The sequence below is a fragment of the Neorhizobium sp. NCHU2750 genome (assembly GCF_003597675.1).
GTDB lineage: Bacteria > Pseudomonadota > Alphaproteobacteria > Rhizobiales > Rhizobiaceae > Neorhizobium.
This window is the reverse complement of the sequence record NZ_CP030827.1, coordinates 3,133,359-3,147,161: the sequence shown is the minus strand read 5'-3', so window position 1 is coordinate 3,147,161 and position 13,803 is coordinate 3,133,359. Positions and strand designations below refer to the sequence as shown.

Sequence of the window (13,803 nt, the reverse complement as noted above, 5' to 3'; positions counted from 1 at the left end):
AGACCCGATCCCTGTGCGACTGCTCCAAGCCTTAAGGGCTGCACCTTCCGATCGTCATAAAGACAATACTAAAATTTTAGCGATGTCGAGGCATTGACCGGCAATCGGGTGGAAATCTCCGATTTTTCACTCCGGTTCGAAGAGAACCTGTCGATCCATATCTGGGTGGAGAGGATGCCGACGAAGGCAGCATTGTCGCGGAAGCCGGCGACGTCCTGGCGGCGGCACTTGCCATGCAGTTTCGAGACGGCGGAGGCATTGAACAGGCCGCTTTGTGCCAGCGATGCCTGCGACAACAGGTCGGAGACATAGGCCTGTTCGGTTATTCCCGGTCCGGTGAAGGAACTGCTGTCCGGCGCGCGGTAGGGCTGTTTCTGCCGCTCTACGACGTTTTCCGGCAAAAGCCCCTTCGCGGCCTTTCTTAGAATGTGCTTCTCGTTCAATCCCTTGAGTTTAGCATCGGGCGAAAGCCTTGCTGCGAATTCCACCAGCCGGTGATCGAGGAAGGGGAAACGGCCTTCGATGCCATGGGCCATGGCCATGCGGTCGCCCTGGCTGGAGAGAATATAGCCCGGCAGCAGATGGCTGGTTTCCAGATATTGCGCCTGATGCAGCGGGTGCCAGCGGGCAAAACGTTGCGGCAGGCGGGCGGCAAGCTCTTGCGCCGCATCATAGGCGCCGAGTGTCTGCTTCTGGTCGTCGGAATAGAAGATCCTGGTGGCAGCCGTGGTCTTGATCCGCGGGCGGTGGGAGAAGAGCGGATCGGACGGATTGATGCCCGCGACACCGAAGAAAGCGGCGAGATAATCCGAAGACTGCTGCTGAAGGCCCGGCAGATAGGGATAGAGCCGGCGGAAGAGATGCGGCCTTACCTTCGATCCCGGCTGGCGGGCGCAGAAGCGGCGGAGCTTTGCCTCGCGAAAGATGTCGTAGCCGGCAAACACCTCATCGGCGCCTTCGCCGGTCAGCACGACCTTCATGCCGTTTTCACGGACAAGGCCGGCGAGTCTGTGGAGGGGCGCGGGCGCTGTTCTGAGGATCGGGCGTTCGGTGAAGCCGATGATCTGCGGAAAGGCCGCGGCAATGGCTTCCGGCGAGGAGGCGACCGAATGATGGCGGGTGCCGAGTGCTGCGGCGACCTGGCGCTGGAAGCCGCTTTCGTCATGTTCGGCGCTCTCGAAGGTGAGGGAGAAGGTGTTCAGCCCGTTCGGTGCCATCGGTGCGGCAAGGGCCGATATCAGCGAGGAATCGAGACCGCCCGACAGATAGGAACCAACCGGCACGTCGGCGCGCATTCTCAAGCGTATCGCATCGGTGAGCAGGGCCAGCAGTTCTTCTGCGCGATCGGTCTCGCTCGTCTCGTCGTGTTCGCCGGCATCGGGGAAATCGAGGGTCCAGTAGGCGGAAAGCCGGTTTTCACCATTCTCGCGGACGAGGATCTGGCCGGGTTCCAACTCGAAGATGTTGCGGAAGGCGGTGCGCGGCGCGATCGGCGCCCAGAGGGTGAAAATCTGGTCGAGCGCTATCGGATCGATTTCCGCCTCGATGCCCGGCACGGTCAGCAGCGCCTTGACCTCGGAGGCGAAATAGAGCGTGCCCTGGTGTTCGGTGTAGAAGAGCGGGCGCACGCCCATGCGATCGCGGGCAAGCACCAGCCGGTGCTCTGTCGCGTCCCAGATGGCGAAGGCGAAATCGCCGTTCAGCCTTGCAAGGCAGGCTTCTCCCTCAAGGGCATAGAGCTGCAGCAGGACTTCGGTATCGGAACCGGTGCGGAAGATGGCGCCGCGCGATTTCAGCGCGTCGCGCAGTTCGACATAGTTGAAGATCTCGCCGTTGAAGGCGATCGTGTAGCGCCCGTCGGCGCTCGTCATCGGCTGGGTGCCATCCGACAGGCCGACGATCGACAGGCGGACATGGGAGAGACCGATGCCGGCGGAAGTCCAGATGCCGCTGCCATCGGGACCGCGATGGGCGATCGCGTGTCCCATGGCAGACAGCAGAGAGGGTGCGCGGTCCGGCCCGAATGCTTCTCCCACATAGCCTGCAAATCCGCACATATTTCAGCCTCGAACAGGATTATCAGATCCCGTTCATAAGCGGAAAAGCTTGCCGATCTGCTTATGCGGGGGGGTAGGTTGGGTGCAATCTGGACATTGGCGAGTCGCAGAGAACGGTCGTGAAACATCGACTTTGTGCGACAAGAACATGTCATTCCATCGAGAATGAGCGCCAGCGGTGTTCCAGTTTCTCAACCATCGTGGCTTCCGTCGTGTCTGTCCGATCAACGGACCGCAGCCATTTATCATATGCTGCTCTGATGAAAGCTTGTCCCGTGGGAGTTAGCTGGGACCACATGATGATGAGGTTTGGTTGACGGTCAATGGAGGAAACACTTTTCACCAAACTCTTTCCGACGAGAAACTCGGCAAGAACGTATTGTGCAGCAGCGGCATGACGACGCCACTGGCCATCATCGGGAATTTCGTTGCCGGTCCTGTCAAGTGACATGACCTGTACGCCCAGCATTCCCGGCACATCGATGATTTTGAAGTCGGTCATGCTCTCTCTTCACCTTATTGCCATCCGTCGCGAAAATCCTGAAGCCGTTCTTCTGACTTCTGCACCGTTGCAGAATACGCGCAACGGATGAACGTAATTGGCGGATACCGTTGAAAACTCGCAGGACTTACTGGCCATCCGCTCAAATTTGATCTCTAGACGAGATATAAACGCTTCTGACAACTTTGGAGGAAGCCATGAAGGTCGATATCCTGTACAGGGGTAAAGTGATTGGGCACTCTGACCTTGATCCAATTGATCCGCCGATGGGCGTAGCTGGAGGACGGTTCGTCCCTGCTCCAGAATATGTCCCGCGTCTCCATGCCTTCGTAATCGATGGAGATGATAATAAGATTGTGGATGGTCCTGAACTTTCAGCACGGTCATACGCTTATGGCATGCTCACGTGTGCGGGCGTCGCTATCGAAGATTTCAATGAAACCCTCCACGAGATAAATGTAACGGTTCTCGGTATGGCATATCCTGAATATGAAACAGTCTTCTCGGATCACGCGCTTTACGAGGCCTATTGGCGCACGGATGAGTAGTCGAGTTTTTACCGGTGTCCGTCCAAACCGGACATTGTGAAGAATATGAGTTGCGGATAATTTCACAGCCGAGCTGAATAGGTGCCTTCGGCACCAGACGGTCATAACCAAGCAGGTTGTTCAGGCTTAAAGTGCAATCGAGCTTGAGGCAATGTCGCTTCGAAGCGCTCCAGATACTCTTCGATTAGTAAAGTCGTACCTAATACCGTTATCTGGCCGCTCTCCCGGTCGATGATAAAAGGGGCGTTTCCACCAAGCGCCTGAGAAACGTCGTTTGGATTTTGCAGGTAGGCAGTAGCCTGATAGAAGAAAACCCAGCCATATGGCTTTGCAATGGTGGAGCTTTGGACGAGTTCGACACCTTTCCCGCAGACGCATTGGACCCAAGTTTCCGCGAGCCGTCTTGCATTGTGAAATTTTAGCATTCTTCACCACCCGACCTTGATGCGTTTTTTGTCCTAAAAGGAGAATGTTGGCAACTTCAGCCCGCGTGACCGCTACTGGTGCGACGCGGAAGCCGGGCTCTCGGCCCGAAGCGAACCGAGCTCCTTGCTGAACGTGGCCAAATGCTATGGGAGTTCGAGCTCTCCCGCCCTCCATAGCTTTGCCACCATCTGTGCGTTGAAGCTAATTAACCCGTTTCCTTGGGCAATAGCATCGAGACGTGCGAGAGCGCCGCCATCAGCATGCTTCAGAGTGTGGGTCGCGGCCCAAACGCAAACACCATCATCAGCATCGGCGAGGAGTGACTTCAAGGCTGTCTTTCCTTGCTCGGACTGATCGAGGAGCTTGTATGCGGAAATGATCTTCTCGTACGCTCGGTTTGCCTTTCGCGAGTTGCCCGCTTCAGTGGCTTCACGATGCAGGACGGCATTCGTCCGATAAACCTTCAGCAACTCAACGGTGTCGCTGGTCATCACATCCCTCATTTTTTCGACTGCCCGGTGCTTACTCAAATAACAAAGGCTTTAAACGACCACGACTGCAATTGGCGCAGAGATGACGGCGGCAAATGGCCCGACGCAGACATTAACGGAAACCCGCTAGCGCCTGTGTCACGAATAGATGATCACTATATCATCTGGCTCCGATTGATCGTTCGAAAACACCTGAATTCTCGCTTGAGGGTAATCGAATTGACCTGAAAGTATCACCGCTCCCTCGCAAGTTTGAACTACTAACTTACCCTTCAACTCTTGGAGATTCCCATCAAAAAGCTCTCGTAGTTCCCCGATAGCTGCTCGTCCTCGAACAAGCGTGATGCGAGTAGGTCCATCGAATTCACTGAGAGTGCCTACCGCAATCATGGTAGGCGTCGCTGCGACAGCTTTGCCCTCTTCAAATCGATTGGGAACGGAGCCATTTCCACCTGAGATCAAGATCAATGAATTCGGGGCAGAGATCGAGATGGACGAAGCCACGTTACACTCCTTTGAGCTATCGACGGCAGAGAGTAGCGCCGCCTTTCTATGACCGCTTCTGATGCAAAGCCGCCGAGTTGCCTCTGGCGCACTTACAGACACTGGCATTCCGTCACAGATCAACGCGAGCCGACAGTCCAGCCTTCCGTCTCCTCCCTGCCTATGCAGGCTTCATCGACAGGACGACGGTCGGCCAGAGTTCGGAGACGGTCGGGTGGACGGGGACGGCCCAGCGCAGGTCGTCATAGCTTGCGCCGACATTCATCAGGTCGAGCACGCCGTGGATCGCCTCGTCGCCGCCGGTGCCGAGCAGGGCTGCGCCCAAAATCTTTCTCGTCTTCGCATCGGCGACGATCTTCATGAAGCCCTTGGTCTCACCCTTTTCCACCGCGCGGCCGACATTCTTCATCTGGCGGGTGCCGACGAGGATGTCGTGGCCGGCGCGGCGCGCCTCTTCCTCGCCCATGCCGACCCGGCCGAGCGGTGGGTCGATGAACAGCGCATAGCCGAGCAGCCTTTGCGAGAGGCGGCGATCCTCGCCATCGAAGAGATTGGCGGCGACAATCTCGAAGTCGTTATAGGCTGTGTGGGTGAAGGCGCCGCGGCCGTTGCAGTCGCCCATCGCCCAAATGCCCTCGACATTGGTGGCCAGCCTGTCGTCGACCTTGATGAAGCCACGGGCATCCAGTTCGATACCGGCCTTGTCGAGGCCGAGATCGTCGGTATTCGGGCGGCGGCCGACGGCGAGAAGGACATCGGAGCCCAAGACTTCCGGCTCGCCTTCCTTGCAGTTCACGCCAACGGCGATGCCGTCGCGTTCCTTACGGAAGCGGATGCATTCGGCATTGGTGCGGATATTTATGCCTTCCGCCTCAAGGATGTCGCGCACGGCGGCGGAAATATCCTCATCCTCGCGGCTGACGATGCGCGGGCCTTTCTCGACCACCGTCACCTCTGCGCCGAAGCGGCGGTAGATCTGCGCATATTCGAGACCGATATAGCTGCCGCCGACGATGACCAGATGTTTCGGCAGCCGGTCGAGCATGACGATATCGCTATTGGTCATGTAGGGGATGTCGCCGACGCCGGCGAAATCGGGAATGGTGGCGCGGGCGCCGACATTCAAAAAGATCTGCGGGGCGGTGATCAGTTCGTCGCCGACGCGGATGGTGTTGCGGCTTTCGAACCGCGCATGGCCGCGGATCAGCTCGCAATTTTGCATGCCCTCCAGCCAGTTCTCATTGCTGTGGCGGCTGTCGAGCGTCACCTTGTGGGAGCGGCGCATGACGGCCGGCATGTCGATCGAAATGTCGCCGCTAATGCCGACGCCGTAATCTGCGGCGCGGCGGGCGAGATGGGCGGCATAGGCGCTGGCGACCAGCGTCTTGGTCGGCTTGCAGCCGGTGTTGACGCAGGTGCCACCAACATGCTTGCGCTCGATGATCGCGACCTTCTTGCCGGCATCGTTGAAGCGGCCGGCAAGCGATGGTCCCGCCTGTCCGGCGCCGATGATGATCGCGTCGAATGTCCTCATATCGCCGCCGCCCCCGGCAGGGACAGGATGATGATGAAGGCGACGACGAAGGCGACGCCATCCTCGATGAAGGCGGCCGGCGGATCCTTGCCGAAGCTTGCGGCGAGTTTCGCCCGCGCCCAGGCCCCGCCATAGGTGCCGACGACGGCGCCGAGCACGCCGGAGACAAGGCCGGCAAGCCAGAGGTCATGCGGAATGCAGATCGCTGCACCGGAAAGCCCTCCGGTCAGGAGCCTTGTGACGAATTGCTGCGGTACCTTGCGGCTCGGCGTGTTGGGCAACTGGTCGGTCACCAGTTCGAGTATGGCGAGAATGGTGAGGATCAGCACCGCCCAGCCGGAGCCCATGAAGGACAACCAGGTATGGGACAGATCGAGCCAGCCGAGCGACGCCGCCCAGCTGACCAGCGCCGGCGCCATCATGGCCCTCAGGCCGGCGACGATACCCATGAAAAGCGCAAGCAAGGAAACCATCAGAACCCCCTTCTGCCGCGAAAGACGCGGACTTCCCTCATTGATTGTGCATCGAGGCGATATTCCATCGCAAGTCAATCTATCTTCAGTCAAGCGGCTTGGAGAATGCGGCTTTCACGGCGCGGTCGAGATTGGCTTATCGCGATTCGTCCCTGTCGTCCCACAGCGCATCGTTTGCCTCGCGGGGCAAGGGTGTGCGGATCTTGTCGGTGAGCTCGATCCCATACTTTTCGCGCAGGCGGCCCGCGGTCTCCATCGGGGTTTCCTCCGGGCCGCCTCCCGGCGTTACAGCCTGCAGCCTGGATTGATCATCTGGCATGGCGGTTTCTCCGTGGTGTCTGACGGGGAATATCAACCGGCCGATCTCTTCGCACAATGCCATCGCTGCAGCCATGCCGCGAAAAGTGGATGGTAAATTGCTTTGCACTTCGTAATATACGCCAGCTTTGGTTGAGGGAGGAGGAGCCCTTTAAGCGTGAAGCATCGTATCGCGGCAGTGGTGGTGCTGTGCGTGGTTGCGGGTCTCATCGTCACCTTCAAGGTGCATGATCTCGTTGCGCGCAGCTATATGAGAGAAGCGGAGCTGCAGGCGGCGACGACGCTTCGGCTCGCCGTCTCGGCGCTCGACGGGCATCTGAAGCGCTACGAGGCGCTGCCGGCGCTGACCGCCGATGACGAGATCATCGAGGTGCTGATCCGCGATCCGGGCAACGAGGCGCTCAGGCTGGAGGCCAACCGCTATCTCAAGGCGGTCAATACGCTTTTGAAATCCTCCGACATCTACATCATGACGCTGGACGGGCTGACGATCGCCGCCAGCAATTACGATACGGCCGTCAGTTTCGTCGGCGAGAATTTCAGCTATCGGCCCTATTTCCAGGAGGCGGCGCGCGGGGAGCATTCACGCTTCTTCGCGGTCGGCACGACATCGGCCAAGCGCGGCTATTATTTCAGCTCGCCGATCGTGATGGCGGGAAAGATCCTCGGCGTGATCGTCTTCAAGGTCGATCTCGACCTGATCGAAGCCTCCTGGGCCGGCGGCGACGACCGGATTTTCGTCTCCGATCCGGAAGGCATCATCTTCATGACCGGCAGTGACGAATGGCGCTATGCGGCGATCTTGCCTCTGACGCCCGACCGGATCGCGCGTACACAGGCCTCAAGGCGCTATGCGGATGCCAAGCTGAGAGAGTTGCCGCTCACCTATGGCGCCTTTGCCGGACACCGTACGATGCTGATTGCCGGGGCGGGTGGCGGTGCGGCACGGGAATATCTCTATGTCTCGCAGTCCATGCCCGGTGCCGGCTGGACGGTCAATGTGCTGATGGACACCACCTCGGTGCGCTGGCAGGCGCAGACGATGATGGCGGCGGTGTTTCTGGCGTTCTGCCTGCTCGGCTTCGGGCTTGCCATCGTGCTGCAAAGGCGGGCGCGGCTTGCCGAGCGGATGCAGTTGCAGGCTGAGGCGCAGAACGAGCTGGAGCGGCGGGTGGCCGAACGCACGGCCGATCTCGCCCGCGTCAACAGCCGCATCCGCCAGGAGGTCGCCGAGCGGCGGCTGACGGAGCGGCGGCTTCGCCAGACCCAGGCGGATCTGGTGCAGGCGGGCAAGCTTGCCGGGCTCGGGCAGATGTCGGCAGCACTTTCACATGAACTCAACCAGCCGCTCGCGGCGGCGAAAACCTATGCGGAGACGACCGGGTTGTTGATCGACCGCGGCCGGGTGGAGGAGGCGGCGGACAATCTGCGGCGGATTTCGGGGCTGATCGACCGGATGGCCTCGATCAGCCGGCATTTGCGCAATTTCGCCCGCAAGCCTAACGAGAAGCTCGGTGCCGTCAGCGTCGAGGAGGTGATCCGCGACACGATGGAAATCGTCTCGGCGCGGTTGAAGACGGCGCAAGCCGAGCTTTGCATCGATATCGCGCCGTCGCTGCCGCGGGTCATGGCCGGCGCGGTCAGGCTGCAGCAGGTGCTGGTCAATATCGTCACCAATGCCGCCGACATGGTGGAGGAGCTTGAGGATCGCCGCATCGATCTTGCGGCCGCCGTGATCGGCGAGAGAGTGGTGTTGAGCGTGCGCGACCGCGGGCCGGGCGTGCCGGCGGCGATCCGCGAGCGCATCTTCGATCCGTTCTTCACCACCAAGGGTGTCGGCAAGGGGCTCGGGCTCGGGCTGTCGATCTCCTACAATATCGTCAAGGATTTCGGCGGCAGTCTTTCCGTCAGCGATCACCCGCAAGGCGGGGCGGTGTTTGCGATCGAACTTACGATTGCCGATGCGAGCCTTATGGAGGCGGCCGAATGACGCTGCCGCAACGGGTGCTTCTGGTCGATGACGAGGAGGAACTTCGCCGCTCGACGGCGCAGGCGCTGGAACTGTTCGACCTGTCGGTCGATACGTTCCAGAATGCAGAAAACGTGCTGGAGCTTTCCGGCTTCGGCTTCGACGGGGTGATCGTCAGCGATATCCGCATGCCGGGGCTGGACGGGATGACATTGCTTCATCGCATCCGCGAACTCGATGCGGAAATACCGGTCATTCTCGTCACCGGCCACGGCGATGTGCAGCTTGCGGTGAAGGCGATGCGCGAGGGCGCCTATGATTTTCTCGAAAAGCCGTTCACGCCGCAGCATCTGGCCGGCGTCATCCGCCGTGCCTTGGAGCGGCGCTCGCTGATCCTTGAAAACCGGCTGCTTCGCGCGGTTGCCGGAAAGCGGGACGATGTCGAGGCGCGCATGCCGGGCCGCACCCAGGTGATGGTCGACCTGCGCTACCGCATAAGGGCGATCGGGGCGACCGACGCCGATACGCTGGTGATCGGCGATACGGGGGTGGGCAAGGAAGTTGTGGCGCGGGCGCTTCACGATATCAGCCCGCGCGCCAACCGGCCGCTGATCGCCATCAACTGTGCAGCCCTTCCCGAAACGCTGATCGAGAGCGAGCTTTTCGGCCATGAGGCCGGCGCCTTTCCCGGTGCGATCCGGCCGCGTTACGGAAAATTCGAACATGCGCGGGGCGGGACCATTCTCCTCGACGAGATCGGCTCGATGCCTTTCGACCTGCAGGCGAAATTCCTTCGGGTGCTGCAGGAGCGGGTGATCACCCGGCTTGGCTCGAATGAAACCGTGCCCCTCGACGTGCGCTTCATCGCCACCAGCAAGGTCGACCTTGCGGCGGAAGTGGCGGCGGGTCGGTTCCGGGCCGATCTTCTCTACCGGCTGAATGTCGCGACCGTACATGTGCCGTCACTCTCCCAGCGGCGGGCGGATATTCCGCTGCTGTTTCTCCAGTTGGTACGTGAGGCGGCGGCCCGCTATGGCCGCGAAGACATGGATGTGGCGCCGGATATCGTGTCGCTGATCGCCCAGCGCGACTGGCCTGGCAATGTGCGCGAATTGCGCAATGCCGCCGACCGGCTGGTGCTTGGGCTCGACACTGTCGGTGGCGAGGGGACCGGCGAGCTGGCGGTGGCCAAGGAGGCTGGTGGCCGTCTCGCCGAGAAGGTCGCAGCGTTCGAGCGCAACCTGATTGCCGGCGAGATCGCCGCCCATGGCGGGGCTTTACGGCCGGTCTACGAGGCGCTCGGCATTTCCCGCAAGACACTTTACGAGAAGATGCAGAAATACGGGTTGGACAAGCGGATGCTGGGGGCTGAGGGGGCGGAGTAGGGGGGCTTTGGTTGTCCTGCCGCTGCCGCATCTTTTTCCTCATTCCTGTGACAGGCACAGGAATGAGGGTGGGTGAGGTTTCGCTCGCATGCCCCACTCTCCCGCCAGTGCCACCCGTATACCATGCCGCTGAATGCCGATGGGTGGAAATCCACCCACGTCCTTCGCCGCTTGTTCCCATATCCACCCATGCTGCAGCGCGAGGGGCAAAATATCCCGTTCGGGCTTGCCTTTCGGCAATTGTCAGCGGCTCGCGCGCATCCGCAAATGTCTCACAAGCCGGTGCGGGAGGAGATGCGCCGGCGGGTATTGCGTCCGTTATCGGACCGGGAGGAGGACATCATGAAAATTATGAACGCCGTATTCGGCGCAACGGCGCTTGCCGCCATCTCGCTGTTTGCTGTGGGAGCCAATGCCGCCGGTTATCCGGAGCGGCAGATCACCATGGTCGTGCCGTTTGCCGCAGGCGGGCCGACCGATACGGTGGCGCGACTTGTCGCCGAATCCATGTCGAAGGATCTTGGCCAGCAGATCGTCGTCGAAAATGTCGGCGGCGCCGGCGGCACGCTTGGTGCCGGCCGCGTGGCAGCGGCCGAGGCGGATGGCTATACCGTGCTTCTGCATCATATCGGCATGGCAACCAGCGCCACGCTTTATCGCAAGCTCGCCTATGACACCTTGAACGCCTTCGACTATGTCGGTCTCGTCACCGACGTCCCGATGACGATCGTCGCGCGCAAGGACATGGCGGCGACCGATCTCAAGGGGCTTGTCGCCTATGCCAAGGCGAATTCCGACAAGGTGACGGTCGCCAATGCCGGCATCGGGGCTGCCTCCCATCTCTGCGGCATGCTGTTCATGAGCGCCATCCAGACGCCGCTTGTCACCGTGCCCTACAAGGGAACCGGCCCGGCGATGACCGATCTTCTCGGCGGCCAGGTCGATATCATGTGCGACCAGACGACCAATACGACGAAGCAGATCCAGGGCGGTACGATCAAGGCCTATGCGGTCACCTCGCCGGAGCGTCTCGCAATCTTCAAGGACCTGCCGACGGTGAAGGAGGAGGGGCTTGAGAGCATGACGGTCGGTATCTGGCACGGCATCTACACGCCGAAGGGCACTGCCCCCGAGATCAACGAACGGCTGTCGAAATCGCTGCAGCTGGCGCTGAAGGACAAGAATGTCGTCGCGCGCTTCGCCGAACTCGGCACCGCGCCGTCGCCGGAAGCCGATGCGACGCCGGCGGCGCTGAAGGCGAAGCTGGAGACCGAAATCGCCCGCTGGAAGCCGATCATCGAGGCTGCCGGGCAATATGCGGATTGATAGAATTTCACCCCTTCACGCCCTTCCTCAAGGCTAGGGTTATTGCTTGGAAAAGTCCCCCTCTGGCCTGCTGGCCATCTCCCCCACAAGGGGGGAGAAGACTTGCCGCAGACGCCTGCCCCGATTGGTGCACGGCGGTTCCGCCGGGTTAAGCCCTCCCCCTTGTGGGGAGGGTTGGGAGGGGTCTTCGTCATACGCAAAACGTCTTTCCTTGTGGGGAAATTGCGGGCCGAGGGGAGTATTCCGCTCCAAGGAGACATCATGAATTCCCAATCAATCGACAAGGCCAACCTGATCTGTGGCCTCCTCTTGGTCGCAACCGGCATCTTCTTTGCCTACCAGTCGATCGAACTCGAGCTTGGTACGGCATTTCGCATGGGGCCGGGATATTTCCCGTTCATCCTGGCGCTGGCACTGATCCTGTTCGGGGCGATCATCCTTGTCCAGGCGTTTCGCGCGGCGGGAGAGGCGATCGGGCCGATCGCGTGGCGCGGTATCGTCTTCATTCTGGCGGCGCCGATCTTCTTCGGCATCACCGTGCGCGGCCTCGGCTTCGTGCCGTCCTTGTTCTTTACCGGGCTGATCGCCGCCTTTGCCTCGCACAAGATGACGCCTCTGACCGCCGTGGTTCTGGCGGTGCTGCTCACCGTGTTTTCCGTGCTGGTGTTTTCCTACGGGCTCGGCCTGCCGTTCCAGCGTTTCGGACCCTGGGTCCGGTTCTGATCGATTTTCGGGATGTGACTGATGGATCTGTTCAATAATCTTCTGCTCGGCTTCCAGACGGCGGGTTCGATCGAGAACCTGTTCTTCTGCCTGATCGGGGTTCTGCTCGGCACGCTGATCGGCGTGCTGCCCGGCATCGGCGCCACGGCCACGATCGCCATGCTTCTGCCGATCACCTTCCAGCTCGAGCCCGTCTCGTCGCTGATCATGCTCGCCGGGATCTATTACGGCGCCCAATATGGCGGCTCGACCACGGCGATCCTGATCAACATGCCGGGTGAATCCTCTTCCGCCGTCACCGCCATCGACGGCTACCAGATGGCGCGCAAGGGCAAGGCCGGGGCAGCGCTCGCGATCGCCGCGATCGGCTCGTTCTTTGCCGGCACGGTATCGACCTTTCTCGTGGCGATCTTCGCCCCGCCGCTGACCGAGATCGCGTTGCAGTTCGGTGCGGCCGAGTATTTCTCATTGATGGTCGTCGGCCTCGTCTCGTCGATCGCTTTGGCGCATGGGTCCGTCATCAAGGCGCTGGCGATGGTGGCGCTCGGGCTGCTCTTGGGCCTTGTCGGCACCGATATCTATACCGGCGCGCCGCGCTTCACGCTCGGCATCCGCGAATATGCCGACGGGCTGAATTTCGTGGCGGTTGCGGTGGGTGTGTTCGGCATTGCCGAGATCCTGCGCAATCTCGAAAACGAGAGGACGCGGGAAGTGTTGATGGCCACGGTTTCCGGCCTGATGCCGAGCCGCGAGGATTTTCGGGCGATGATCGCACCAGTGCTGCGCGGCACGGCGATCGGCTCGGTGCTCGGCATTCTGCCGGGCGGCGGCGCGATCCTTGCGTCTTTTGCCTCCTACACGGTGGAAAAGAAGGTGTCGAAAACGCCCGAGGAATTCGGCCATGGTGCGATTGCCGGCGTGGCAGGTCCGGAATCGGCCAACAATGCCGGTGCCCAGACCTCGTTCATTCCGCTTCTGACGCTCGGCATTCCGGCCAATCCTGTCATGGCGCTGATGGTCGGCGCGATGATCATCCAGGGCATCGTTCCGGGGCCGAATGTGGCGGCCGAACAGCCGGCGCTGTTCTGGGGCATTATTGCGTCCATGTGGATCGGCAACCTGATGCTGGTCATCCTCAATCTGCCGTTGATCGGACTGTGGGTGAAGCTTCTGACCATCCCCTATTACCTGCTCTTCCCGATCATCATGGCCTTCTGCTCGATCGGGGTCTACAGCGTCAATTCCAACGTCTACGACCTCTATGCCGTCGCCTTCTTCGGTCTTCTCGGCTACCTGCTGTTGAAACTGCGCTGCGAGCCGGCGCCGCTTCTGCTCGGCTTCGTGCTCGGACCGCTGCTGGAAGAAAACCTCAGGCGAGCGATGATCTTGTCACGCGGCGATCCGTCGACTTTCGTCACGCGGCCGATCAGCGCCGGGCTGCTGGCGATCGCCGTGGTGGTGCTGGTCATCGTCTTCCTGCCAAGTGTGAGGAAGAAGCGCGACGAGGTGTTCGTCGAGGAGGATTGAGACAATATCGTCCCCACACC

14 protein-coding genes are annotated in these 13,803 nt (G+C 60.7%); 6 read left to right on the top strand and 8 right to left on the bottom strand.

Annotated features, from left to right (window positions below; all coding sequences use genetic code 11):
* Positions 1-68 precede the first annotated feature (68 nt).
* Both asnB and NCHU2750_RS15400 read right to left on the bottom strand, forming a co-directional pair.
* Positions 69-2,057, bottom strand: coding sequence for an asparagine synthase (glutamine-hydrolyzing) (asnB, locus tag NCHU2750_RS15405; protein ID WP_119941309.1), 1,989 nt, complete (start codon positions 2,055-2,057; stop codon positions 69-71).
* Positions 2,058-2,208: 151 nt separating this feature from the next.
* Entirely contained in the window at positions 2,209-2,559 is a 351-nt protein-coding gene (locus NCHU2750_RS15400) for a hypothetical protein (RefSeq protein ID WP_119941308.1), read from the bottom strand.
* Between the two features lie 197 nt (positions 2,560-2,756).
* Between NCHU2750_RS15400 and NCHU2750_RS15395 the strand changes: the two genes are divergently transcribed.
* A complete protein-coding gene (locus tag NCHU2750_RS15395) occupies positions 2,757-3,107 on the top strand; it encodes a hypothetical protein (RefSeq protein ID WP_119941307.1) in 351 nt (116 codons plus the stop codon).
* Between the two features lie 101 nt (positions 3,108-3,208).
* On the opposite strand, the gene NCHU2750_RS15390 is transcribed toward NCHU2750_RS15395, so the two are convergent.
* The 6 genes from NCHU2750_RS15390 to NCHU2750_RS15365 form a co-directional block, all read right to left on the bottom strand.
* Positions 3,209-3,532 carry a YrhB domain-containing protein gene (locus NCHU2750_RS15390; RefSeq protein WP_119941306.1) on the bottom strand — a complete coding sequence of 108 codons (324 nt, stop codon included), beginning with the start codon at positions 3,530-3,532 and terminating at the stop codon, positions 3,209-3,211.
* 144 nt (positions 3,533-3,676) lie between these two features.
* Positions 3,677-4,024 (bottom strand): hypothetical protein, encoded by a 348-nt coding sequence (locus NCHU2750_RS15385; protein ID WP_162939646.1) that lies wholly within the window; start codon positions 4,022-4,024, stop codon positions 3,677-3,679.
* A 138-nt stretch (positions 4,025-4,162) separates the two neighbouring features.
* A complete protein-coding gene (locus NCHU2750_RS15380; protein WP_162939645.1) occupies positions 4,163-4,528 on the bottom strand; it encodes a hypothetical protein in 366 nt (121 codons plus the stop codon).
* 160 nt (positions 4,529-4,688) lie between these two features.
* The gene (locus tag NCHU2750_RS15375) at positions 4,689-6,062 is read right to left on the bottom strand and encodes an FAD-containing oxidoreductase (RefSeq protein ID WP_119941303.1); all 1,374 of its coding nucleotides are present in this window, start codon (positions 6,060-6,062) and stop codon (positions 4,689-4,691) included.
* Positions 6,059-6,535 (bottom strand): DUF4126 family protein, encoded by a 477-nt coding sequence (locus NCHU2750_RS15370; RefSeq protein WP_119941302.1) that lies wholly within the window; start codon positions 6,533-6,535, stop codon positions 6,059-6,061. The genes NCHU2750_RS15375 and NCHU2750_RS15370 overlap by 4 nt, the downstream gene beginning before the upstream one ends.
* A 136-nt stretch (positions 6,536-6,671) precedes the next feature.
* A complete protein-coding gene (locus NCHU2750_RS15365; RefSeq protein WP_119941301.1) occupies positions 6,672-6,854 on the bottom strand; it encodes an NUDIX hydrolase in 183 nt (60 codons plus the stop codon).
* Between the two features lie 156 nt (positions 6,855-7,010).
* Between NCHU2750_RS15365 and NCHU2750_RS15360 the strand changes: the two genes are divergently transcribed.
* The 5 genes from NCHU2750_RS15360 (at position 7,011) to NCHU2750_RS15340 (ending at position 13,783) form a co-directional block, all read left to right on the top strand.
* Entirely contained in the window at positions 7,011-8,843 is a 1,833-nt protein-coding gene (locus NCHU2750_RS15360; RefSeq protein WP_349509018.1) for a sensor histidine kinase, read from the top strand.
* On the top strand, positions 8,840-10,207 hold the full coding sequence (locus NCHU2750_RS15355; protein WP_119941300.1) for a sigma-54-dependent transcriptional regulator: 1,368 nt from the start codon (positions 8,840-8,842) through the stop codon (positions 10,205-10,207). Before NCHU2750_RS15360 ends, NCHU2750_RS15355 begins: the two co-directional genes overlap by 4 nt.
* A gap of 342 nt (positions 10,208-10,549) precedes the next feature.
* Entirely contained in the window at positions 10,550-11,533 is a 984-nt protein-coding gene (locus NCHU2750_RS15350; RefSeq protein ID WP_119941299.1) for a tripartite tricarboxylate transporter substrate-binding protein, read from the top strand.
* Between the two features lie 261 nt (positions 11,534-11,794).
* Positions 11,795-12,256, top strand: coding sequence for a tripartite tricarboxylate transporter TctB family protein (locus NCHU2750_RS15345; RefSeq protein WP_119941298.1), 462 nt, complete (start codon positions 11,795-11,797; stop codon positions 12,254-12,256).
* A 21-nt stretch (positions 12,257-12,277) separates the two neighbouring features.
* Positions 12,278-13,783, top strand: a complete 1,506-nt coding sequence (locus NCHU2750_RS15340; RefSeq protein WP_119941297.1) for a tripartite tricarboxylate transporter permease — start codon at positions 12,278-12,280, stop codon at positions 13,781-13,783.
* Positions 13,784-13,803 lie beyond the last annotated feature (20 nt).

Bases quoted from the DNA above. Each gene is read 5' to 3' on its own strand.
- asnB (WP_119941309.1), bottom strand. From the start codon at position 2,057: ATGTGCGGATTTGCAGGCTATGTGGGAGAAGCATTCGGGCCGGACCGC.
- NCHU2750_RS15400 (WP_119941308.1), bottom strand. From the start codon at position 2,559: ATGACCGACTTCAAAATCATCGATGTGCCGGGAATGCTGGGCGTACAG.
- NCHU2750_RS15395 (WP_119941307.1), top strand. From the start codon at position 2,757: ATGAAGGTCGATATCCTGTACAGGGGTAAAGTGATTGGGCACTCTGAC.
- NCHU2750_RS15390 (WP_119941306.1), bottom strand. From the start codon at position 3,532: ATGCTAAAATTTCACAATGCAAGACGGCTCGCGGAAACTTGGGTCCAA.
- NCHU2750_RS15385 (WP_162939646.1), bottom strand. From the start codon at position 4,024: ATGACCAGCGACACCGTTGAGTTGCTGAAGGTTTATCGGACGAATGCC.
- NCHU2750_RS15375 (WP_119941303.1), bottom strand. From the start codon at position 6,062: ATGAGGACATTCGACGCGATCATCATCGGCGCCGGACAGGCGGGACCA.
- NCHU2750_RS15370 (WP_119941302.1), bottom strand. From the start codon at position 6,535: ATGGTTTCCTTGCTTGCGCTTTTCATGGGTATCGTCGCCGGCCTGAGG.
- NCHU2750_RS15365 (WP_119941301.1), bottom strand. From the start codon at position 6,854: ATGCCAGATGATCAATCCAGGCTGCAGGCTGTAACGCCGGGAGGCGGC.
- NCHU2750_RS15355 (WP_119941300.1), top strand. From the start codon at position 8,840: ATGACGCTGCCGCAACGGGTGCTTCTGGTCGATGACGAGGAGGAACTT.
- NCHU2750_RS15350 (WP_119941299.1), top strand. From the start codon at position 10,550: ATGAAAATTATGAACGCCGTATTCGGCGCAACGGCGCTTGCCGCCATC.
- NCHU2750_RS15345 (WP_119941298.1), top strand. From the start codon at position 11,795: ATGAATTCCCAATCAATCGACAAGGCCAACCTGATCTGTGGCCTCCTC.
- NCHU2750_RS15340 (WP_119941297.1), top strand. From the start codon at position 12,278: ATGGATCTGTTCAATAATCTTCTGCTCGGCTTCCAGACGGCGGGTTCG.